Here is a 19,996-nt window from a genome sequence, read left to right on the forward strand (position 1 = left end):
GTTTTCACCCCTTCCGCCATGCCCAACCAAGCAGCAAGGCCATGATGATGCCGGCCGCAACATCGACAAGAGGCACATGCGCTTTTTCCCGCTGATGCGTATGCCCAGCCGACGCGACGCCTCCACGCGCCGCAAGCGAACGGCTGAACGCTTCATACGACTGCCACGTTTTCATCCATAGTTGGTACATCAGCATCCCGCCATGCCGCCAATGCGTTCCCCCGCTGCGGGCCCGCAGCGCCAGCATTAGCTCTGCGGCCGCCTGCTCGAGCAAAAAGATAAAGCGATACATAAGAAAGCAAAGTTCCACGAGCGACGCCGGCAGCCGCATTCGCCTCAGCACCGCAATCAAGTCCGGCGCCGGCGTCGTAATGAGAAGGAAAAACAAGCACGACCAGGCGGCAAGGGAGCGGACGGCGAGCTTTGCAGCCGGCTGCAGCTGGCTGTCGATGAAAGTTATTTGAAAAGGAACCGACACGGACACAACGAGCGTCAGCAGGCTGAGCCCTAAAAAAACGGAGGCGGCGAGCATCGCTTTTCCATACACGGAAAACGGCACTCGTGCACGAGCGACAATCCAATACGCCATTCCGATGAGCACAAGCCATTGTTCGCGCCAGCCGCCCATCATGACAACGGCAAGCATAACAAACGCCACGATCAGCTTCCACTCCGCCCGCCATGCCCGCAGCCGGTTGTCATACGCCCAACGGTCAAACTCGCGAATCATGGCTGTTTTTCCGCTCCGAACGCCCTTTGTACAACCCGACGACGTAGCCGATCACGCCGGCGCCAAGCGCGGCTTGCAGCGAGAACAGAAGCGTTTCGACTTCGCCGCCTGGAGGGGTGAAGATCGACTCAAACCACGGCCGGTAATGCGGGTTGAGCGTTTGAATGGCTTTTTCCGCCTGATCGTCCGTTCCACCGAATTCCGATCCGCGCGCCCACCAAAGCGGAATGATGACAAGCAAAGCAGCCAGCAACACGAGCAAGCCATTTTTCTTCATCGCATTACGCCCCCTTTTCCTTTTGGAACAGCGGAGAAGCTTGATAGGAGGAAAGCCAGTTCCAGACGATTACCGTTATGATGCCTTCCGTCACCGCCAACGGCACTTGAGTAATGGCAAAAATGCCGGCGAATTTCAAAAACGAGGCGGTGACTCCCCCATCAGGAGACGGAAACGCCAGGGCAAGCTGCAGGGACGTCATGACATATGTAGCCAAATCAGACAAACAAGCGGCAAGAAACAAAGCCGCTCGATTGGATACCGCCCCTTTTCGGCACAGTTGATACACTCCGTACGCGACGAACGGGCCGACGATCGCCATCGACATCGCATTGGCCCCAAGCGTCGTCACTCCTCCGTGGGCAAGAAGCAGCGCTTGAAAGAGAAGAACGACTGTGCCGATCACCACCATCACCCATGGTCCAAACAAAACCGAGCCGAAGCCGATCCCGGTCGGATGCGAGCTGCTGCCGGTGACGGATGGAATTTTCAACGCCGACAATACAAATGTAAACGCGCCAGCTAACGCCATCAGAAGCTTATGTTCGGGGTGCTGCTTCAGCGTATGCACAAGCCGCCGCAATCCGAACACAAAGAACGGCAAAAACAACAGCCACCAAAACAGCGCCCATTTGACAGGCAAAAATCCTTCCATAATATGCATGGCATACGCTTCATTTTCATTCGTCAACAAAAAATAGGAAACGAACAAAGCCACCATTCCGCTCCATCGAACCGCTCTCTTCATTTATCCCTTCACTCCTTTCGCAGCATGTTCCGTTTTCCGTTTTCCGCTTGGCGCCTCCCGTTCGCCGGCTGGCGTCAACACCAATTCGCCTTCGTATTCATACGTCGCCCACTCCCGCATCGGAACCCCCTCACCCAAATGGGCGCGCACAACCTCCTTCGCCCGCTCCGGCGTCATCTGTCGATACCAGATGCCTTGCGGATAGACGATCATCACACACGCATCTTGACAGCGTCCGTTGCAGCGCGTCCTTGTTGTATGGACAGCGTCGTCAAGCCCGAGACGGGCGATCTCCTCGCGCACCGCCGTTGTCACATCATCCCCGCCATGGCGGAGGCACGTCCCTCCGTTGCAAATGAGCACATGATGCTTCATTCCCCGCAAATCCCATGTCGCCACCGAATCCCCCCTTTTTGGCTAGAATGATAGAATTTAGACGCAGACAGACGGGCAGGTTTTCGGCAAAAGAAAAAGCACCTCTACAGCAGAGGTGCAGAAAAATGTATACGAAAGCCGCAAACGGCCCAAACAGGGCCCCTAAAGCCGTCATTCTCCCGCACGTCTGCCTATAGTCCCGTAGGCATCCGTCCGATCCAAACAAGGCAGGTCTCCTGACTTAGGATCATCGCTTGGCGGCGTCTTCCCGAAGCATCCTTCAGTGACTTGCTGCCGCAAAGCTCCCCATCACAGTGGCGGGCACCGTGCCGGATTTTCACCGGGCTTCCCTTTTCACCCAAACCCTAGAGCAGGCTTAGGCACCTTGTTTGTTTCTCGCCTATTGATCTTGTCATGGAACAAGCATCCGTTCTCATCGTAGTACAACTTGCTGGCAGGCGTCAACCGTTTTTTGCCGACAAATCTTCGCGGGCGACGACAACGCCGTCGGCATCGGCGTACACGTATGCGCCCGGCTCCCAGCGGACGCCGCCGAACTCGAGCACAACGTCGCGGGCGCCTTTTCCTTCTTTTTGGCATTTCGAGCGGGCGTTCCATTTCAACCAGAACGATACATCTCCAACTTGTCCAGGTCTAAGACAAATCCAGCGCCCAGCAATATATCCAATCCTAACAAACCGTTAATCCCCTCATAGTCCATCCCGCTAAAATCAATTTCATACTCTCTTAGCTGGAAAGAATCTAGCTGAATACAGTCTAATTTTTTTGTAAACGCGTACTCTTTCCCACCGATTCCGTAATAAGCCACAATACGATCGCCCGGCTCTACCCGCAAATGAATATCTTCTACTGCATTTTGAGAAATCACTGTTTTCGCCGCACCAGTATCAATCACCATATTATGAATCAACTTAGACCTTCCTTGATAAACGATTTCGATCGATGCAAACAGCAAGCCTTCACGATATTCAATCTGCATAATGAAATTTCCCTCTCAGGCCAATCGCTCCCCGAACTTTTAAAACAATCTCCTTGTGGCTAGTATGATAAACAAGCTGATTCCCTTTCGATTGCAGCAACTCACGAGTTGCATCCTTGTCCGAAACCGTTCCGATAACAGCCACCTCTTCAATGATTTCTTGATCTCCCTCTAAATGGGACTTTAATACTTGTAATTTCACAAATTGATTTGGATACAATGAACGCACTTCCTGCCATTCCATCTCCATCGCCTCAACCTGTTCGTTGTATTGAACGAGACTCGACCGCAGCCGTCAACCATTTTTCGCCAACAAATCTTTGTTGGCGACGACAACGCCGTCCGCATCAGCGTACACGTACGCCCCTGGCTCCCAGCGGACGCCGCCGAACTCGAGCACAACGTCGCGGGCGCCTTTTCCTTCTTTTTTGCTTTTCACTGGGCATGTGCCGATCGCCATCACGCCAATCGGCATGGCGCCAATTTCCGCTGAATCGCGGATGCAGCCGTGGATGATGACGCCAGCAAGCCCCCTCTCGCAAGCGATTTGCGCCAGCCGGTCGCCTAATAGCGCGACGCGGCGCGAGCCTTTTCCATCGACCACGAGCACCGTCCCCGGCGGCACCGTCTCCAGCGCTTCGCGGACAAGGACGTTGTCCTCAAACACGTCGACCGTCGCGATCGGCCCGGAAAACATCCGTTTTCCGCCGTACGATTGGAACGGCAACTCGCATACTTGCAACTCGTCTAAAAATTGATCGCATAAATCGGCTGTTTTCATTGTCGCTCTCCCCTTTCATGTTTTGCATTCGCCGTCATTCGCCAAAATCCTTCTGCCTCAGCAGTTTTTTGTCGACGATCTTTCATTCGAACGACTGACACGAACGCGGCGATGTGAACCAAACCATTGTGTGGCCGTCAATCGCTTCGATGTATTCCACCGATCGCATTGAAACCATAAAAAACGGCCCCGCGCCGATATATAGCGGAGACCGTTTTCACCGGCTCAAAGCCCCTCCGGTTTGACCAGACGTTCAGCTGGGCTAGCTGGATTCGAACCAGCGCATCACGGAGTCAAAGTCCGTTGCCTTACCGCTTGGCTATAGCCCAACGTTTTGTTGTCGTTTACAGTATGCGGCATGATGGTGCACGTTATGCATCAACCTGAATATCCTTTTGCTTGATGTGCGACACTATCGGTACAAGCACCCTTTCCCCACTATATCACCCCGTATTCCCCTAACACTTGTTTTCCTGATATGATACTGGAAGGGGAGAGATGTCTATGCGCCGGATCACGGTTTTTCGCTTCTATCTTTGCGCATTGTTTTTGTTATCGTTGCCGATCGTCTTAGCGGCCGCGGCTGCCTGGCAGCCATCCAGCCAGCCGAAAACCGCCGTCATCGCCCACCGCGGCGCGTCCGGATACGCGCCGGAGCATACGCTCTCATCCTACCGCCTTGCCGCCCGCATGCAGGCGGACTATATCGAAGTCGATGTGCGCGCAACGAAAGACGGGAAGCTCGTTGCCCTGCATGATGCGACGCTCGCCCGGACGACAAATGTCGAAACGGTTTACCCGCACCGGTCGCCATGGCGGGTCAGCGATTTTTCATTGCGTGAGCTCAAAAAATTGGATGCCGGGTCGTGGTTTCATCCACGCTTTGCCGGCGAGCGCATCCCGACGCTTGATGAGGTGATTCAGATGCTGAAAGCGGAGCGTGTGGAAGCCCCGTTGTACATCGAAACGAAACAGCCCGGCATCGAAGAGGCGGTCGTCCATCTATTGAAAAAACACGGTTTCCTGCAACAGCGCCGCGTCATGTTTCAATCGTTCCACCCGGAAAGCTTGCAAGCGCTCCGGCCGCTCATCCCGCACGGCATTCGGCTCATTCAATTGGTCGACGAGAAGGAAGCGCACAGCGGCCGCGACGAGCTGCTGCAACAAATCGCCGTCTATGCCGATGGCATCGGCTTGCCGCTCTCAGCCGTCACCGAAGAGTGGGTGCGCGCCGCCCATGGCCGCGGGCTCATTGTTCACGTCTATACCGTCAATGAACCACACGATCTCGCTCGCCTATGCGCCATGGGCGTTGACGGCCTGTTCACCGATTATCCAGACCGCCCTGGCCGCATTGCCGCCTGCCGTCGTCTGCCCCGCCATTGACCGGCCTTCAGGGAGCCAGGGGGAGTTTATTGTTTACATAATGTTATTATGGTTAATAAAAACGAAAATCGTTCCCATTTGACCCGATTCGGTGTATCATTTGAGAAAAAGGAGGCCAGATCGGCGGGCCGCCATCGGTCCGCCTTTTCGCCAAACCTCCCGTCCCCCAACGCCTGTTGCCTTCGTCACCGCTTCGGAAACTGAAACGACAATTTCTTCTCGTTTTCATCCCAGACAAGGATGGCGTCAAACGTTTTTTCGCCTTTTTTAAACCCTTTGATGACATTCGTTTTCCCTTGCGCCAGCAGTTTTTTCACATTGGCCGCCGAAATCGATTTGCCGAGAATGCGTTTGGAAATCGTAAACGGGCATTTTGTTTTCGCGTACTGATCGCAGCCGTACAACGTTCCTTTGTCGACGACGGTCCCACCGCAAAGCGGGCACGGTCCAAGCTTCTCGCCCATCGTTTTTTTCTTCCTTGTCCGCTGGATCGAGGCGGTGTCAACCCCTCTGAAATTCCAATTCGGCGCGGCGGCGATGGCGTCAGCGACCACTTTTTGCGCCAACTTTTTCACCTGTTCCATAAAGGCGGCGGGCGAGGTGCTCCCTTCGCCGATTTCGCTTAAGCGCTGCTCCCATTTCGCCGTCATTTCCGGCGAGGCGAGGATCGTGCCGCCAAGCGCCTCGATCAACACTTTCGCCTTGTCGGTCGCGTACACGAGGTTCTTTTTCACTTCAATATACTTCCGCTCTTTCAGCATGGTAATGATCGCCGCCCTTGTTGCTTCCGTGCCCAGCCCTTCCGTTTTGGCGAGCACTTTTTCCAGTTCCTCATCGTCCAAAAATTTTCCCGCCGTTTTCATCAAGGTGATGAGTTCGCCTTCTGTATACCGTTTCGGCGGCTCGGTCTTCCCTTCTTTCACCTTTACAGCGGCCGCTTTCCCCGCCTCCCCTCGCTCAAGGGGAGGCAGCGCAGCATCTTTCTCCTCCTCATGCGGACGGATGACCGCACGCCACCCCTCCTCGACGACCTGCCTTCCTTTCGAAACGAAGCGAGCCCGGCCGTCAACGAGCGTCGTGACGGTCGTGTAATCGATGACCGCCGCCTGATGGTGGGCGGCAATTAGGCGGCGGACGACCAAATCGTACACCTTCCGTTCGTCGGCTGACAGCTTCTCGGGATCCACCACTTGCTCGGTCGGGATAATGGCGTAATGGTCCGTCACCTTTTTCTCGTTAACATAACGTTTATTATGTAAAATCGACGGCTGCGGCAACGGAAAATACGAAACGTACGCCGGAAACGACGACAGCTTTTGCAAAATCGCCGGGAACGTTTCCGCCTCTCCCTTTGTTACGTGCATCGAATCGGAGCGCGGGTACGAAACGATCCCTTTTTGGTAGAGCGATTGCAGCACATCAAGCGTCTTTTTCGGCGAGAAGCGGTACAGCTTGTTCGCTGTCGCCTGCAGCGTCGATAAGTTGAACAACAGGGGCGGCTGATACGTTTTCCGCTCCGTGTGGACGTCGGCGACTTCCGCCCGTTTTCCTTGGCAAAAGGCAGCGATCTTTTTCGCCATCTCCTCGTCCCCAAGACGCGTTTGGCCGTTTTTATCCGTCCATTTTCCTTCATAACGCTTGTCGCCAATGACAAACGAGGCGACGACTTCCCAAAACGGTTCAGGGCGGAACTGCTCAATTTCCCGCTCACGCCGGACGATCAGCGCCAATGTCGGCGTCTGCACGCGCCCGACGGAAAACACATCATTCATCCCGCGCTCTTTCAGCAACAGGCTGTACACGCGCGAGGCGTTCATGCCGACGAGCCAATCCGCGCAGGCGCGAGCGTACGCTTCCTCATAGAGCGGGCGCGTCGTCTGCTCATCGAGCAGGCGGCGGAACCCTTCCTCGATCGCCTTCGGGGTCAAGGACGACAGCCAAAGCCGCTTCATCGGCTTGTTGACGCCGCTTAGGCGGATGAGGTTGCGCACAATGAGCTCCCCTTCGCGCCCCGCGTCGCCGGCATGGATGATTTCCGTCACTTCCGGCTTTCGCAACAGTTCCTTGACCACTTGAAACTGTTTCGCCTTCGCTTTTTCGATCTCATACTCGAACCGTTCCGGGATGATCGGCAACGTGTTGAGCGTCCATCGCTTCCACTCCGGACGATACCGCTCCGGCGGGGCGAGCTGGAACAAATGCCCGATCGCCCATGTCATATACGCCCCGTCGGGAAACAAGTCATTCGGCAAAATTTCGATATAGCCTTGCCGTTTTTTCGTCCGAAAAATCGAGGCGAGCGTCGCCCCTTGGTCCGGCTTTTCCGCGATAATGACCTTCATCGTCCTCTCCCCTTACGGCACATCATGCCCCATGGAGCTTTGTAAGATAGCGAACCATTGCTCGCGGGAAAGCGGAAGCGACAACGCCCGCACCGCCCGCTCGATGCGTTCTCGTTTTCCCGAGCCGACAATCGGCATCATCCGCGCTGGATGAACGAGAAGCCACGCGTACAACACTTCGTCGATCGTCTCAGCGCCCACCTCACCCCGCACTTGTTCAAGCGTCCCGCGCAGCCGCATCGCCCGGTCATCGTCAGCGGAAAAAATCGCTCCACCGGCGAGCGGCGACCATACCATTGGCGGAATGCGCTTCTCAAGGCAAAGGTCAACGGTGCCGTCTTCAAGATTTTCCAACCGATACGCCGATACTTCGATTTGGTTGGTCACGAGCGGAAACGGCAAATACGACTGAAGCATTTCCCACTGCGAACGCTTAAAGTTCGAAACGCCGAAATAGCGCACTTTTCCGTCCTGTTTCAGCTTCAAAAATGCCTCGGCCACCTCTTCTGGATTCATGAACGGATCCGGACGATGAATGAGCAAGACATCGATATAATCCGTGCGGAAATTGGCGAGCGACTGCTCGACCGAGGCGATGATATGGGTTTTGCTTGTATCATATAATTTCATCCCGTATTTTGACGGCAACTTGATGCCGCATTTCGTCACGATCTCGATCTGACCGCGCAAGCTTGGCTTTAACGCCAGCGCTTCGCCAAAGCGCGATTCACACGTGTAGTCGCCGTAAATATCAGCATGGTCAAACGTCGTAATGCCGCGCTCAAGACAAAATTCAATGAGCCCGAGCAGCTGCTCGCGCGAATAGCCCCAGTCCGCAAGCCGCCAACAGCCGTGAATGAGGCGGGAAAACGTCAAATCGTCCGCCAACTGAATTCGTTCCATTGATTGTCTCCCTTTCTTTATTTTTGGCTAAAATCGTTCCGCTTGCGCATACTACCAACAAGAGGAAAAAACGGAAAGGACGTGATGATATGAAACGCTGGCTTCTTGGGCTCGCCGCTGTGCTTCTTTTGGCCTCCCCATGGCCGGCATCAGCCGCCGAAACCGCATACGAATGGAACCTAGCCGACATTTATCCATCCGAAGCCGAGTGGATGCACGACTACAAGGCGGTGCAAAACGCCTTGCCGAAACTGGCGGCGTTTGAAGGAAAACTCGATGATGCAAAGACGATCGCCAAACTGTTCGCCCTCAACGAACAAACGGCCCGCAAGCTCGAAAAACTGTCGCTTTACACCCATTTAAAACGCGATCTGAACATTGAAGACGAGGCAGCGGCCCGGCTTGGGGCAAAAGTGGAAGCGCTCGCCGCCCAATATGCGGCGAAAACAGCGTTCATCGAGCCGGAACTGCTCGCCCTACCCGAGCGGACGCTCAAGAAGCTCCAAACGAGCAAAGAACTGAAAGCGTACCGCTATTACTTCCATGAGTTGCGCGAGCAAAAGCCGCATACGCTCACGAAACGCGAAGAACAGCTGCTCGCGAAACTATCGCCGGCGCTCGGCGAGGCGGAGAACATTTATGACCACGCCGCCCGCGGCGATTACGAGCCGCCGTCTGTCACGATGCCGAATGGAAAAACAGTGACATTGACCGACGACCAATACGCCGCCATGCTCGAGCACCCGGACCGCCGCTATCGAAAGGCGGCGTTTGAAGCGAAAGCGAAAAGCTATGAGGCGCTCGAGCAGACCGCCGCGGCGACGCTGTACGCCTCGGTCAAAGCGGATGAATTGTATGCGAACGTGCGCCGCTATCCATCCGGCCTTGCCGCCGCGCTGGCCGCCGACGATGTCCCGAAGGAAGTGTTCGATCACTTGATCGCCGCCACCCGCCGCCATTTGCCGGCGCTGCACCGCTATATCGAACTGCGGCGGCGCGCGCTCGGGCTTGACCGCGTCCATAGCTATGACTTGTACGTGCCGCTTGTCGGCGAAACGGCGAAATCGATCCCAGTTGAAACAGCGAAAACGTTCATTGTCGAAGGGCTCAAGCCGCTCGGCGCCGACTATATCAAACAGGTGCACCGAGCGTTTCAAGAACGATGGCTTGATGTCTTCCCGCGCCCGAAAAAATATACCGGCGGCTACAACACGGGAGCGTATGACACCCATCCGTTCATCTTGCTCAATTACAACGGTTCGCTTGATGGCGTATTGACAATGGCCCACGAGCTTGGGCACGCCATGCATTCCGTCTACACGAACCGTGCGCAGCCGTACCATTATGCCGGCCATTCGATTTTCACCGCCGAAGTCGCCTCGACCGCGAACGAATGGCTCATGCTCGATTATTTATACAAACAGGCGAAAACAAAAGAAGAAAAACTCCGCCTGCTCGTCGAACAAATCGAGCAAATCCGCGGCACGTTGTACACGCAAGTGATGTATTCCGAATTTGAGCGGATCATTCATGACAAAGTGCGCCAAGGCGGCAGCCTGACAGCGGACGAACTGAACCAGCTTTGGCTTGGCTTGCTCAAAACGTATTACGGCCCGGCGTACGCCGCCGATCCCGGCGCCGCGCGCGGCTGGCTGCGCATTCCGCATTTTTATGACGCCTTTTATGTATACAAATATGCCACTTCGCTCGCCGCATCGTACACCATTGTGAGCGGCATCCAAACCGATGCAAGCGGCAAGGCGGTGAAGCGGTACAAACAATTTTTGCGCTCCGGCGCATCCGATGACCCGATCCGTCTGCTCAAGCGAGCCGGAGTGGATATGACAAGCCCCGAACCGATCGAGCGAGTCTTAGGTCATTTCGCCGAACTCGTTGACGAACTCGATCGACAGCTGTCGAGCCAAAACCGTCAGCGGTCTACATGAAAGAGGTGTCCCGCGCCGTTCGGGACACCTTTGTTGTTGCGGCGGAAAGAAGAATATCGCTTTGCGCTGCAACGCGCCGAGCTTCAATCGGACGCCAGCGCGCAAAGCGGAACCGTTCGCTTGCCCCGCAGCCAAGACGGTTATTCACTTAAAGATGCGCCGGCAATTTTTTCTTTCACCTTGCGGATGTTTTCCATCTTATTGTCCCAACACGCTTGGCTCAAATCGACGGGATATTGCTCGGGATTGAGCGTCCGTTTGTACTCCTCCCAAAACAAGCGCAAGCTTTCTTTTGCGTACGCTTGAATGTCCGGAAGCGGCGGCGACGTATACACGAGCCGGCCGTTGTCGAAGATCGTCACATGCAAGTCACGCGCTTCGAAATTGGTGACGAATTTGCTGATGAACGTGTACACCGGATGGAACATTTTCAGCCGCTCTTCTTGCTGCGGGTTTTCGCTCTCTAAGGCGATGTAGTCGCCTTCCGCTTTATGGTTGATTTTGTTGACGATGCGGTACACCCGCTTCAGCCCCGGCGTCGTCACTTTCTCTGGATTGCCGCTGATTTTGATTGTATCGACCATCTCACCGCGTTCGTTTTCAATCGCCACCATTTTGTACACGGCGCCGAGCGCTGGCTGATCGTACGCCGTAATGAGTTTGGTGCCGATCCCCCACACATCGATTTTCGCCCCTTGCGACTTCAAGTTTAAAATCGTATCTTCGTCCAAATCGTTTGAGGCGAAAATTTTCGCGTTCGGAAATCCGGCTTCATCGAGCATTTTCCGCGCTTCTTTCGACAAATAGGCCAAATCGCCGCTGTCGATGCGGATGCCGATAAAGTTGATTTGGTCGCCCAGCTCCTTCGCGACGCGAATGGCGTTTGGCACCCCGGACTTCAACGTATCGTACGTATCGACAAGAAAGACACAGTCTTTATGACGGCGTGCATACTTCAAAAAGGCGGTGTATTCATCCTGATACGCTTGAATCATCGAATGGGCGTGCGTTCCGGCGACCGGAATGCCAAACAGCTTCCCGGCACGCACGTTTGATGTCGCCTCAATCCCGCCGATATACGCTGCGCGCGCGCCCCAAAGCGCCGCATCCATCTCCTGCGCCCGCCGGCTGCCGAACTCCAAGGCCGGCTCATCCCCGAGAATATGCTTAATGCGCGACGCTTTCGTGGCGATGAGCGTCTGAAAATTGATGATGTTTAAAATGGCGGTTTCAATGAGCTGCGCCTCCGCAAGCGGCGCCTCGATGCGCATAATCGGCTCGTTGGCAAACACCACTTCCCCTTCGCGCATCGAACGGACCGTGCCGGTGAAGCGAAGCGTCCGCAAATAGTCTAAAAAGTCATCACGGTAGCCAAGCTCTTGGCGCAAATAGTCGATGTCGCTGTCAGAAAATCGGAACTGCTGCAAAAACTGAATGACGCGCTCCAACCCAGCGAACACCGCATAGCCGTTGCCAAACGGCAGCTTGCGGAAAAACACTTCAAACACAGCGCGGCGCTCATGCATACGATCTTCCCAATACGTCTCGACCATATTGATTTGATATAAGTCCGTATGAAGCATCAAACTGTCATCAGCATATGTCTTCATGAATTGCTACCTCCAACACACGAATGACGGCGCCGCCGAATAAAACAATGTTCATCGTCTATTCTATCACGTTTTCTCCATTATTCCACTATTTCCGCGCCTAGCGTATGGCGAAAATGGCGGAGCGCCCATTCGTGTCCCGCCGCGTCGAAGCTCGCCACCGCCCGCCGGTGGACGACGATGCGAAATCCTTTGTTGTACGCATCGACCGCCGTATGAAGAACGCAAATATCGGTGCAGCAGCCGACCAAATGCACTTCCGTGATGCCTCTTTCGCGCAATTTCAGCTCCAAATCCGTTCCGGCGAACGCGCTGTAGCGCGTTTTGTCCATCCAATACACATTGTTTTTATGCTTGTTCCCCTGATACACCGCCTCGAGCTCCCCGTACAGCTTTCGCCCCTCCGTCCCTTCAATGTTATGCGGCGGAAACAACTTCGTTTCCGGATGATAGTCGTCTCCCGCCACATGCTTGTCAATGGCAAAGACGACAAAATCACCGTTGTCAATAAACTGTTTCGTCACCCGCACGAGCTCTTTTTCAATCGCCTGCCCCGGTTTCCCGCATGTAAGCGCGCCATGATCAGCGATGAAATCGACGGTGTAGTCGATGTTAATAAGCGCTTTGTTCATTCCCGTTCACTCCTTTTCCTCTTCCTGCATGGTCGGGTTGCTGTTTTTTCATCCCGCCTACATCTTGTTGGGCTTTTCTACCATTATACCATAGCAATATGGACAGCAGACAAGACAACAAATCCCCTGCCTGCTTTGAAGCAGACAGGGGATTGTCGAAGTCGTTTTAGCTGTTTTCCGCCGCTTTGGCCGCTTTCATTTGAGCACGCAAAATGAGCGACTGGATGATCGAGAAGCAGCCGCCGACGACCCAATAGAGCGACAGCGCCGATGGAACGGAGCTGGCGCCGATAAAAATCATAACCGGCATGATGTACGACATCATCGCCATTTGCGGCATTTGTTCTTCAGCCATCGACGGCGACAGGCGGAGCGAGATGAACGTCGTCAACGCCGCTAAAACGGGCAAAATGAAATACGGATCGCGATGGCCGAGCTCGACCCATAAGAACGAATGCGTTTTAATTTCTTGCGTCCGCGAAATCGCGTAATACAGCGCCATAAAAATCGGCATTTGAATGAGCACCGGCAGGCAGCCGCTCGCCGGGTTGACGCCGTGCTTTTGATACAGCTGCATCATTTCTTGCTGGAGCTTGCGCTGCGTTTCCGGGTCTTTGCTTTTATATTTTTCTTGCAGCTTCATAAGCTCCGGGCGCAGTTTTTGCATGGCGATCGATGCGCGGAACTGCTTCAAAATGAGCGGCAGCAAGCAAAAGCGGACGATGAGCGTCAGCACGATAATGGCGATGCCGTAATTGTCGCCAAACCAGTGCCCAAGCGTCAAAAGAAGCTTCGACATTGGATAGACAAAATAATGGTTCCAAATGCCTTGGCTATGTTCGTCGATCGGTTCGTTGCGGTTGCAGCCGGCAAGAAGCAAAACGGCGCCAAGCAGCACCAATACCCATTTTTTCATGAAAAGCCCTCCTTCAATATCATGTTGCAAAATCATGCCGTTTCAACATAAAGGAAAGGGCCTTCCATCCTCATCCGTTCGGCTTGTCCGTTCCCGAACGGGAATTTTCCGCCGTTGCGGCAAAAACAGCGGGCGCCATGGAAGCGCCGCCCGTTCGGCGCCTCCCTCTGCTTCATGCTCGCGAACCGCGGCCAACGCCGGTTCATAAAACAGCGAACCTGCCATCCGGCGCGCGCTCGTATGTCCTTTCATGATGATCCATAGCGCGCCGACAAGCGACATATACACAAGCAAATCAATAGGCGCTTCCATGCGTCCACCTCCCTTTCGCCTGTCGATTGTTCTCTTTCCATACAATAGCAAACTTTCAACCGAAAGAAAAGCAACAATTGATCACATCCGCTCCAAGCGGTGAAATGCCGGCTCGTCGGCTGCCAAGACGGCCAGCTCCCCGCTTTCATCAGCCGCCAGCGCCGCCCGAAGCTCTTCTTTCGCCTCATCGAAGCGTCCAAGCAGCGCGAGATAGCGGGCTCGTTCGTAGCGAAGCCGGGCATCGTTGGCCATATGGACGCACCGCTCGATGGCCGCGAGCGCCTGATCGATGCGCCCCGCTTCTTCATAAACAGCCGCAAGCTGCATATGGAACTCTTCATCCTCAGGATACCAATCAGCATAGCGCTCCCAAAGCGCCGCCGCTTCTTGATAGCGGCCCGTTTCCATATAATGCTCGCCAAGCAACATGAGCGCCTCATGGGCGAGCGGTTCTTCCGCCACAATCTCCTCGAGCTGCCGCTCGGCTTTCTCGCGCTGTCCTTCTTGAAGCCAAACGACCGCCTGCAACACGCGCAGGTCGACATCATCCGGGTCATCAGCCAGCAGCCGCTCCAGCCAGCGCTTCGCTTCCTCGCGTTTTCTTTCCTCATCGGCGGCCAATAAATATTCCACAAATTCTTGCGCCAAAGACGGATCCCAAACGCGGGCGAGCGCTTTGCGCCACGTTTTCACGGCATCGCTGTCCAATTCGAGCGCGGCATATAAGCGGGCGAGCCGCCTGTAGGCTTCCGCATCGCTACGGTTGAGGCGAATCGCTTCGTCGTAGAAATCGGTCACAATCGAAAACAAGACAACGGTGCCGACCCATTCTTTCGCTTTTGTCCACCATCGCACCGGTTCGTCATGCTCCCCCTGCTCCTCGCCAAAATACGGGAAAAGAGCCGAGGCGGTGTTCCGATACATCACGCTTTTCGCCTCGCGGCTTGCCTTCAGCCGCTCGAGTCGATGGCGCAGCTTCCCTAAGCCGCGCATCGTTTTCGGAAAGAGAGCCACATACAACGGGTACAACGATTCATCGTCCGGATGGCGCACCATCAACTGTTCGAGCAGTTTCGCCGCCTCTTTTTGGCTTCCTTCCGCGATCAGCACCATCGCCCAATGGCGGAGCACTTCAGGATGGTCCGGGTCAAGAGCAAGCGCCTTCTCGACGGCCGCCTTTTCTTGATCGCGGCGCTCAAGCGCTCCATAAACATATCCAAGGCTGTCGTAATACCACGCCTCCCCTGCATGCGGACGGGCGTCAGCCAGCGCGCGGAGAAGCGCGGAAGGCTCCGCGATCGCGGCAAGCTGCTCCATATCGATGCGCTTCGGGGCCAAGCGCACCGCCTGAAGCAAATGCGCGTGCTGCCGCTCTTCGTTTTCTTCCGCCTCATAGAGTGAAGCTAAGCGAAAATGGCAAAGGACAAACGATGGATCGGCTTTGAGACAAGCCTCATACTGTTGTTTCGCCTCTTCGTGGCGTCCAAGCGAGGCGCACAGCTCCGCGAGCCGGAAGAGGGAAAGCGCATGGCCCATGGCGGCAGCTTCTCGGTAAAACGCCATGGCCTTCGACGGCCGGCCTTGCCGTTCATAAAGGGCGCCGAGAGCGGAATGGGCCGAAGCGAGTGTCGGGCGAGCCGAGACAAGCTGCTCTAAAAACGCCCGGCCGCGTTCCTCTAAAGACGGCGTTGCCAGCTGATCAAGGTAAAACTCATACGCTTCTTCCGCCTCAAACTCAGCCAGACGCAACCCTTCTTCCAACCACGACAGCGCCGTCTCGCGTCCTTCCTCCTCGTCGGCGAACCCATGGGCGACAAGCCATCTTCCCGCGTTCAGCCAATATTCGCTGTTGTTGGCAAAACGGGCGCGCTGCTCGATCACATACCGGCGCGCCGCTTCCACATCCCCGCGCTCCGCAAGGGCAGACGCCAAGCCGAGATGGGCGAACACGTCATCGCGGTCATGACGGACCGCCTCTTTGTAGCACGAAACCGCTTGTTCCGCCTCCCCTTCCTCCATATAGAGATCGCCAAGACGGACGTAAAGCGGCGCCAAGCGTCTAGCAGCGGCCAGCCCCTCTTCCAGCACCGCTTTCGCTTTTTCCCGATCACCGGCATCATCATACAAGTCAGCCAACATCAAATACGGATGCGGTTCCTGCGGGTCGAGCGCTTTGGCGACGCCAAAGCCGCGTTCCGCCTTGCGCCGGCGGCCGAGCTCCCGATCACAGCGGGCCCGCTCATACCAAAGCTGGGCATCCCGCCGCTCGCGGCGCACAAGACGATCAAACCAGGCGCGCGCTTCGGCAAACCGCTTCGCGTGGAACAACAGCACACCATGGTTCGTTTCGATAAACAAATCGCCCGGATACAGGCTGACTGCCACGCGCGAAGAGATGAGCCCTTTTTCGATATGACCGGCGTACGCCGAGGTGAGCCCGAAATAGCTCCACACTTCCGGCTGGTCTGGGTCCAACTGGAGCGAGGTGCGAAAATAGCGGGCCGCCTCTTCATAGCGGCTGGCAAAAAAGGCGATTCGGCCGCGCAAATAATGGTAGAGCGGGCTTTGCGCCTTTCCTTTCACCCGTTTGAGCACGTCTTCAGCCTTCTCCATTTCTTGCGTGTAGACATACGCTTTCGCCGCCATCAGCAGCAAGTCGTTATGTTCGGGATACTCGCTCAAGACGCGCCTGGTGTAATCAAACACAAGCGGCTTCGCCTCATCGCTGCTAAAATGCTTCATGACATACAGCCATGTGTACGGGATGTGCTCATGCTTGCGCAAAAAGGCGACAAAGGCGGCGAAATGCGCCTGTTCGTCCTCATCCATCTTTTCGGCCAACGCATGCAATTCGCGGAAATAGCGGTCTTCCTCTTCGGGGAGCTCGGCGGCGAGCGCCGCTTTTTCCCGGGGAAGCGCCACAATCGACAAATAATGCGTCCCTGCATACCATTTGGCAAGCTCGTCCTCGGAAACAACAAACGGATCAAATAGATTCGGGTCTTGCACGTACAACGCCCCAAGCCGCTCGTCATAGCCAAACAGCACTTGCACGTGCGATGACTGTTCATAATCGACGCTTAACAGCACCGGAACGCCCTCATCAATCAGCCGCTTCCAACGAAGCGGCGAGCCGACGAAAAAGCGGCAAACAAAGCCAAGCTCTTCCAAATAATGAACCGTCGTCGACAATTTCGATCCGCGCACATCAAAAATATGTTGAGCCACTTCATCCTGCGTACGGGGGGAGCCAAGCAATCGAAGCATCATTTCCAGACTCGCCGGCACGCAATAGTTATGCTTTTGCACGACCGGCACAAGCGGCAGCACCACCGACCGTTCCCTTTGCCGCCCAAGCGCTCGGGCGTACGGCGTTTTTTCAAGCTGCGGCTCCGCTTTCACAAGCGATTCAAGCTTCTCCCATTCGTCAAGCTGGTAATACAGTTCGGCGCGCAAATGGGCGAAATAACGGCGATGCATATGAAGCGGATTCAGGCGGTCAAGTTCATCCATCGCCGCGAGCGCCTCACGGTAGGCGCGCACATCGCGCAAGCGGCGCACGCGCTCAGCGTAAAACGCCAGCACTTGCGGAAAGCGCCGCCCTCCTTCCTCCAAAACGGCAAGCGCCTCGTGGTGGCGGCCGTCAAGAGCGTACAAATCCGAAAGCAGCAAATAGCACATGTCGCCGCGCTCCGGGTCATCGAGACCGGCGCGAATCACCTGTTCGGCGCGCTTCCGGTCGCCGGTCTCGATATAAAAATAGCCCCACTTGTCATGCATCGGCACCGTCTCATAGCGAGCAACCACATCCATCCATTCGTGCGCCTCATCGATCCGCTGCATATCCAATAAAGCGCGCACCAACGCAAACGCCGCCCGGGCGATCGCTTCCCTCGGCTCCTCCACCCGGCCTTCGAGCGCTTCTGTAAGACGCGGGGTGAGCGCCTCTTCCACATCGAGCGGCCGGCGGTTCTCGAGCCACTCATCACACACCCAAGCGAGCGTCTGCAACGTGTTGAACTTCCGGTGGGCGTACCGCGCGACAAGCCCGCTATGCCGGTACATGAGCGCATAATCAAACAGCCGGATGAGCGCCCGAAACGGCTCGATGCTGTCCCATGACGCCATGAGCGGCCGCCATTGAAACAATCCCATGTTTTCTAAATGCGGCCGCACCTGGGCAAGGGCATCCACGATTCGTTTTTCTTCAACGAGCAATGCGATCGGTTTGATATGATTCATACAAAGAAAACTCCCTTATTCTTTTTCCAGCTATTTATAAGTGTAGAACAAGCCCGGCAAAACAGCCACATATTTTTTCACAAAAACACCGACAAACAAAAAATGGCCTCTCCTTTGAACAGGATCAGCCATATACCGATTCGTTTTATCCGGCGTGCTTGGCGAAAAATTCGAGAGACCGTTCAATAATCATCGGTTGATCGTAATCGAGCGTCGCCACATGGTAGCTGTTTCGGAGGCGGACGATCTCTTTCTCCGTCGATGAAATGCCTTGAAAGATGATGTCGGCGTTTCCCGGCGGCACGACGTGATCTTCGTCGGAGACAAAAATCAACGCCGGACAGACGATGCGATCGAGTTTCGCTTTTGTCTGTGCCATCAGCCTAGCCAGCTGAAGAAGCGAAGCGGTCGGCGTTTTCTCGTATGCCAGCTCTTTCACATCCGGATTTTTCAAGTCCGAACCGATCGAATCCAGATACCTCGGCAGCTCGCCCCCGCCCGTCATCCCGGCGGCGATGGCTGGGATGTCGACAGCGGCGTTAATCGGCACGATGCCGCAGATGTCTGGGTGATGTTCCGCCAAATAAAGCGTGAGCGTCCCGCCCATCGACAGCCCGGTGACAAAAATGGTTTGGCATCGTTGTTTCAGCCATCCATATCCTTCTTCGACCGAGGCGACCCAATCGTGGAACGTCGTCCGTTCCATGTCTTCGTAATGCGTTCCGTGCCCTTTTAAGCGCGGCAGGCAAACGGTATAGCCGGCTTTCGCATACGCTTCAGCGAGCGGGCGCATGCTGTGGGGCGTGCCGGTGAATCCGTGCACGAGCAGCACCCCGACCGGCCCGTTTTCGGCGTAAAACGGCTCGGCGCCCGAGAGCACCGGATATTGTTCGCTCATCTTCCTCTCCCCCTTATCTAGGTGAACTACCCACCACCTACGCTTCGCTTAGAGGTGGGGGCTTCAAGCGACTTGTGTGTGTTCGCTGAACGGTAAGCCACACACAAGAACCCTTTACGCTATCATGTTCGTTGGCTAACGCCAACCGAAATTCATCTCCCACTTTCACTGGTGCTGGCGCACCTTCACGTTTAGAAGTAGGAGACTTCTTTCGGAGGGAAGTCAAATCCGTTCCTCTCACTATATTCGCCGCCGCACCTCTTTTTTCCTTTTTTGATCGAACGACGTTACCACATCGACAACCATGACCGCCACCATTCGTGAAACAAGCCGTTGACGCCAAAATAGACGAATGCGATCCAAGCGATGCCAACCAATGCTTTCTCCATCCCTTTTCCCGTCCGATAGAGCGGCACTTTCCACCGCTTGGACGAAAACGGCCAAAACAGCGGCACCCCTTGAACAGAAAAAAAGTCTTCCACAATATGAAACAAGTAGCCGAGCACGAGCCCAGCGGTAAACGGCGACGCCGAGTCGCGCCAGACGAGGGCGGCAAGCACCCCCCAGACGATGAGCGAATGCGTCATGCCGCGATGGCCGAACGCTTCTTTTACTTTCCCCGCGACGCCGAACGAACGGCGGCCGACGTATGACGACGGCTCGTCAATGTCAGGAAGAAGGCTGCCGATGACAAGCCCCGCCGTATAGGCGGCGGTAAACGGCAGCGCCGTATACGCCGTCGCCGCCGCCCCCAAGCATAAGGAAACAATAACATGACTCGAATATCGCAACAAACATCCCCTCAAACTTTTATCGTTTTCCCCATTATACCACAGAAAAGAATATTTGTTCGTTTCTTTGACGGATTTGTGACAATGATGCCAAGTGTGACAAAGTT

Annotated in this window: 18 protein-coding genes, 1 tRNA gene, 1 pseudogene and 1 riboswitch; of the genes and pseudogenes, 2 read left to right on the top strand and 18 right to left on the bottom strand. The window is 55.3% G+C overall.

Going from position 1 to position 19,996, the window contains the following annotated elements; all coding sequences use genetic code 11:
- Positions 1 to 4: 4 nt before the first annotated feature.
- The 9 genes and pseudogenes from CV944_RS06295 to CV944_RS06335 all read right to left on the bottom strand — a co-directional run bounded on the left by CV944_RS06295 (position 5) and on the right by CV944_RS06335 (position 4,240).
- Positions 5 to 730, bottom strand: a complete 726-nt coding sequence (locus CV944_RS06295; protein ID WP_100663966.1) for an energy-coupling factor transporter transmembrane component T family protein — start codon at positions 728 to 730, stop codon at positions 5 to 7.
- Positions 714 to 1,007, bottom strand: a complete 294-nt coding sequence (locus tag CV944_RS06300; RefSeq protein WP_011231298.1) for an energy-coupling factor ABC transporter substrate-binding protein — start codon at positions 1,005 to 1,007, stop codon at positions 714 to 716. The genes CV944_RS06295 and CV944_RS06300 overlap by 17 nt, the downstream gene beginning before the upstream one ends.
- 4 nt (positions 1,008 to 1,011) lie before the next feature.
- Complete coding sequence (locus CV944_RS06305) at positions 1,012 to 1,755, bottom strand: energy-coupling factor ABC transporter permease (protein ID WP_044742818.1); 744 nt, start codon at positions 1,753 to 1,755, stop codon at positions 1,012 to 1,014.
- Complete coding sequence (locus CV944_RS06310) at positions 1,756 to 2,154, bottom strand: (2Fe-2S) ferredoxin domain-containing protein (RefSeq protein WP_011231300.1); 399 nt, start codon at positions 2,152 to 2,154, stop codon at positions 1,756 to 1,758. It lies immediately after the preceding gene.
- A gap of 185 nt (positions 2,155 to 2,339) precedes the next feature.
- Positions 2,340 to 2,533, bottom strand: a riboswitch (cobalamin riboswitch).
- Between the two features lie 58 nt (positions 2,534 to 2,591).
- A pseudogene (locus CV944_RS17950) lies at positions 2,592 to 2,732 on the bottom strand (RraA family protein); the annotation flags it as partial.
- Between the two features lie 17 nt (positions 2,733 to 2,749).
- On the bottom strand, positions 2,750 to 3,130 hold the full coding sequence (locus tag CV944_RS06320) for a retropepsin-like aspartic protease (RefSeq protein WP_008880146.1): 381 nt from the start codon (positions 3,128 to 3,130) through the stop codon (positions 2,750 to 2,752).
- Positions 3,120 to 3,374, bottom strand: a complete 255-nt coding sequence (locus CV944_RS06325) for a hypothetical protein (RefSeq protein ID WP_008880145.1) — start codon at positions 3,372 to 3,374, stop codon at positions 3,120 to 3,122. Before CV944_RS06325 ends, CV944_RS06320 begins: the two co-directional genes overlap by 11 nt.
- 51 nt (positions 3,375 to 3,425) lie before the next feature.
- Positions 3,426 to 3,911 carry a ribonuclease E activity regulator RraA gene (gene rraA, locus CV944_RS06330; RefSeq protein ID WP_011231303.1) on the bottom strand — a complete coding sequence of 162 codons (486 nt, stop codon included), beginning with the start codon at positions 3,909 to 3,911 and terminating at the stop codon, positions 3,426 to 3,428.
- A 257-nt stretch (positions 3,912 to 4,168) separates the two neighbouring features.
- Positions 4,169 to 4,240, bottom strand: a tRNA-Gln gene (locus CV944_RS06335).
- Between the two features lie 175 nt (positions 4,241 to 4,415).
- Between CV944_RS06335 and CV944_RS06340 the strand changes: the two genes are divergently transcribed.
- Positions 4,416 to 5,297: a glycerophosphodiester phosphodiesterase family protein gene (locus CV944_RS06340; RefSeq protein WP_199170443.1), complete on the top strand. Its 882-nt coding sequence runs from the start codon at positions 4,416 to 4,418 to the stop codon at positions 5,295 to 5,297.
- A 185-nt stretch (positions 5,298 to 5,482) separates the two neighbouring features.
- On the opposite strand, the gene CV944_RS06345 is transcribed toward CV944_RS06340, so the two are convergent.
- Together CV944_RS06345 and CV944_RS06350 are read right to left on the bottom strand one after the other, a co-directional pair.
- Positions 5,483 to 7,639: a DNA topoisomerase III gene (locus CV944_RS06345; protein ID WP_100663968.1), complete on the bottom strand. Its 2,157-nt coding sequence runs from the start codon at positions 7,637 to 7,639 to the stop codon at positions 5,483 to 5,485.
- A gap of 12 nt (positions 7,640 to 7,651) precedes the next feature.
- Positions 7,652 to 8,542 carry an aldo/keto reductase gene (locus CV944_RS06350; RefSeq protein ID WP_100663969.1) on the bottom strand — a complete coding sequence of 297 codons (891 nt, stop codon included), beginning with the start codon at positions 8,540 to 8,542 and terminating at the stop codon, positions 7,652 to 7,654.
- An 89-nt stretch (positions 8,543 to 8,631) separates the two neighbouring features.
- Between CV944_RS06350 and pepF the strand changes: the two genes are divergently transcribed.
- A complete protein-coding gene (gene pepF, locus CV944_RS06355) occupies positions 8,632 to 10,488 on the top strand; it encodes an oligoendopeptidase F (RefSeq protein WP_100663970.1) in 1,857 nt (618 codons plus the stop codon).
- 140 nt (positions 10,489 to 10,628) lie between these two features.
- Here the strand turns inward: pepF and CV944_RS06360 are convergent, their stop codons facing one another.
- From CV944_RS06360 to CV944_RS06395, 7 genes are all read right to left on the bottom strand, one after another.
- On the bottom strand, positions 10,629 to 12,098 hold the full coding sequence (locus tag CV944_RS06360) for a nicotinate phosphoribosyltransferase (protein WP_015374911.1): 1,470 nt from the start codon (positions 12,096 to 12,098) through the stop codon (positions 10,629 to 10,631).
- Between the two features lie 80 nt (positions 12,099 to 12,178).
- Entirely contained in the window at positions 12,179 to 12,730 is a 552-nt protein-coding gene (locus tag CV944_RS06365; RefSeq protein WP_015374912.1) for a cysteine hydrolase family protein, read from the bottom strand.
- A 166-nt stretch (positions 12,731 to 12,896) separates the two neighbouring features.
- A complete protein-coding gene (gene yidC / locus CV944_RS06370; protein WP_015374913.1) occupies positions 12,897 to 13,646 on the bottom strand; it encodes a membrane protein insertase YidC in 750 nt (249 codons plus the stop codon).
- Positions 13,647 to 13,688: 42 nt separating this feature from the next.
- Positions 13,689 to 13,958: a hypothetical protein gene (locus CV944_RS06375; RefSeq protein WP_015374914.1), complete on the bottom strand. Its 270-nt coding sequence runs from the start codon at positions 13,956 to 13,958 to the stop codon at positions 13,689 to 13,691.
- An 81-nt stretch (positions 13,959 to 14,039) separates the two neighbouring features.
- Entirely contained in the window at positions 14,040 to 18,200 is a 4,161-nt protein-coding gene (locus tag CV944_RS06380; protein ID WP_100663971.1) for a bacteriocin-processing peptidase family protein, read from the bottom strand.
- Between the two features lie 145 nt (positions 18,201 to 18,345).
- The gene (locus tag CV944_RS06385; protein WP_014195917.1) at positions 18,346 to 19,098 is read right to left on the bottom strand and encodes an alpha/beta hydrolase; all 753 of its coding nucleotides are present in this window, start codon (positions 19,096 to 19,098) and stop codon (positions 18,346 to 18,348) included.
- A gap of 287 nt (positions 19,099 to 19,385) precedes the next feature.
- Positions 19,386 to 19,889, bottom strand: coding sequence for a metal-dependent hydrolase (locus CV944_RS06395; protein WP_033010889.1), 504 nt, complete (start codon positions 19,887 to 19,889; stop codon positions 19,386 to 19,388).
- Positions 19,890 to 19,996: the final 107 nt, after the last annotated feature.

Source organism: Geobacillus sp. WSUCF-018B, from assembly GCF_002809985.1.
GTDB lineage: Bacteria > Bacillota > Bacilli > Bacillales > Anoxybacillaceae > Geobacillus > Geobacillus thermophilus.

Bases quoted from the DNA above. Each gene is read 5' to 3' on its own strand.
- CV944_RS06365 (WP_015374912.1), bottom strand. From the start codon at position 12,730: ATGAACAAAGCGCTTATTAACATCGACTACACCGTCGATTTCATCGCT.
- CV944_RS06305 (WP_044742818.1), bottom strand. From the start codon at position 1,755: ATGAAGAGAGCGGTTCGATGGAGCGGAATGGTGGCTTTGTTCGTTTCC.
- CV944_RS06385 (WP_014195917.1), bottom strand. From the start codon at position 19,098: ATGAGCGAACAATATCCGGTGCTCTCGGGCGCCGAGCCGTTTTACGCC.
- CV944_RS06300 (WP_011231298.1), bottom strand. From the start codon at position 1,007: ATGAAGAAAAATGGCTTGCTCGTGTTGCTGGCTGCTTTGCTTGTCATC.
- CV944_RS06320 (WP_008880146.1), bottom strand. From the start codon at position 3,130: ATGCAGATTGAATATCGTGAAGGCTTGCTGTTTGCATCGATCGAAATC.
- CV944_RS06380 (WP_100663971.1), bottom strand. From the start codon at position 18,200: ATGAATCATATCAAACCGATCGCATTGCTCGTTGAAGAAAAACGAATC.
- yidC (WP_015374913.1), bottom strand. From the start codon at position 13,646: ATGAAAAAATGGGTATTGGTGCTGCTTGGCGCCGTTTTGCTTCTTGCC.
- pepF (WP_100663970.1), top strand. From the start codon at position 8,632: ATGAAACGCTGGCTTCTTGGGCTCGCCGCTGTGCTTCTTTTGGCCTCC.
- CV944_RS06325 (WP_008880145.1), bottom strand. From the start codon at position 3,374: ATGGAATGGCAGGAAGTGCGTTCATTGTATCCAAATCAATTTGTGAAA.
- CV944_RS06360 (WP_015374911.1), bottom strand. From the start codon at position 12,098: ATGAAGACATATGCTGATGACAGTTTGATGCTTCATACGGACTTATAT.
- CV944_RS06350 (WP_100663969.1), bottom strand. From the start codon at position 8,542: ATGGAACGAATTCAGTTGGCGGACGATTTGACGTTTTCCCGCCTCATT.
- CV944_RS06295 (WP_100663966.1), bottom strand. From the start codon at position 730: ATGATTCGCGAGTTTGACCGTTGGGCGTATGACAACCGGCTGCGGGCA.
- CV944_RS06345 (WP_100663968.1), bottom strand. From the start codon at position 7,639: ATGAAGGTCATTATCGCGGAAAAGCCGGACCAAGGGGCGACGCTCGCC.
- CV944_RS06340 (WP_199170443.1), top strand. From the start codon at position 4,416: ATGCGCCGGATCACGGTTTTTCGCTTCTATCTTTGCGCATTGTTTTTG.
- rraA (WP_011231303.1), bottom strand. From the start codon at position 3,911: ATGAAAACAGCCGATTTATGCGATCAATTTTTAGACGAGTTGCAAGTA.
- CV944_RS06375 (WP_015374914.1), bottom strand. From the start codon at position 13,958: ATGGAAGCGCCTATTGATTTGCTTGTGTATATGTCGCTTGTCGGCGCG.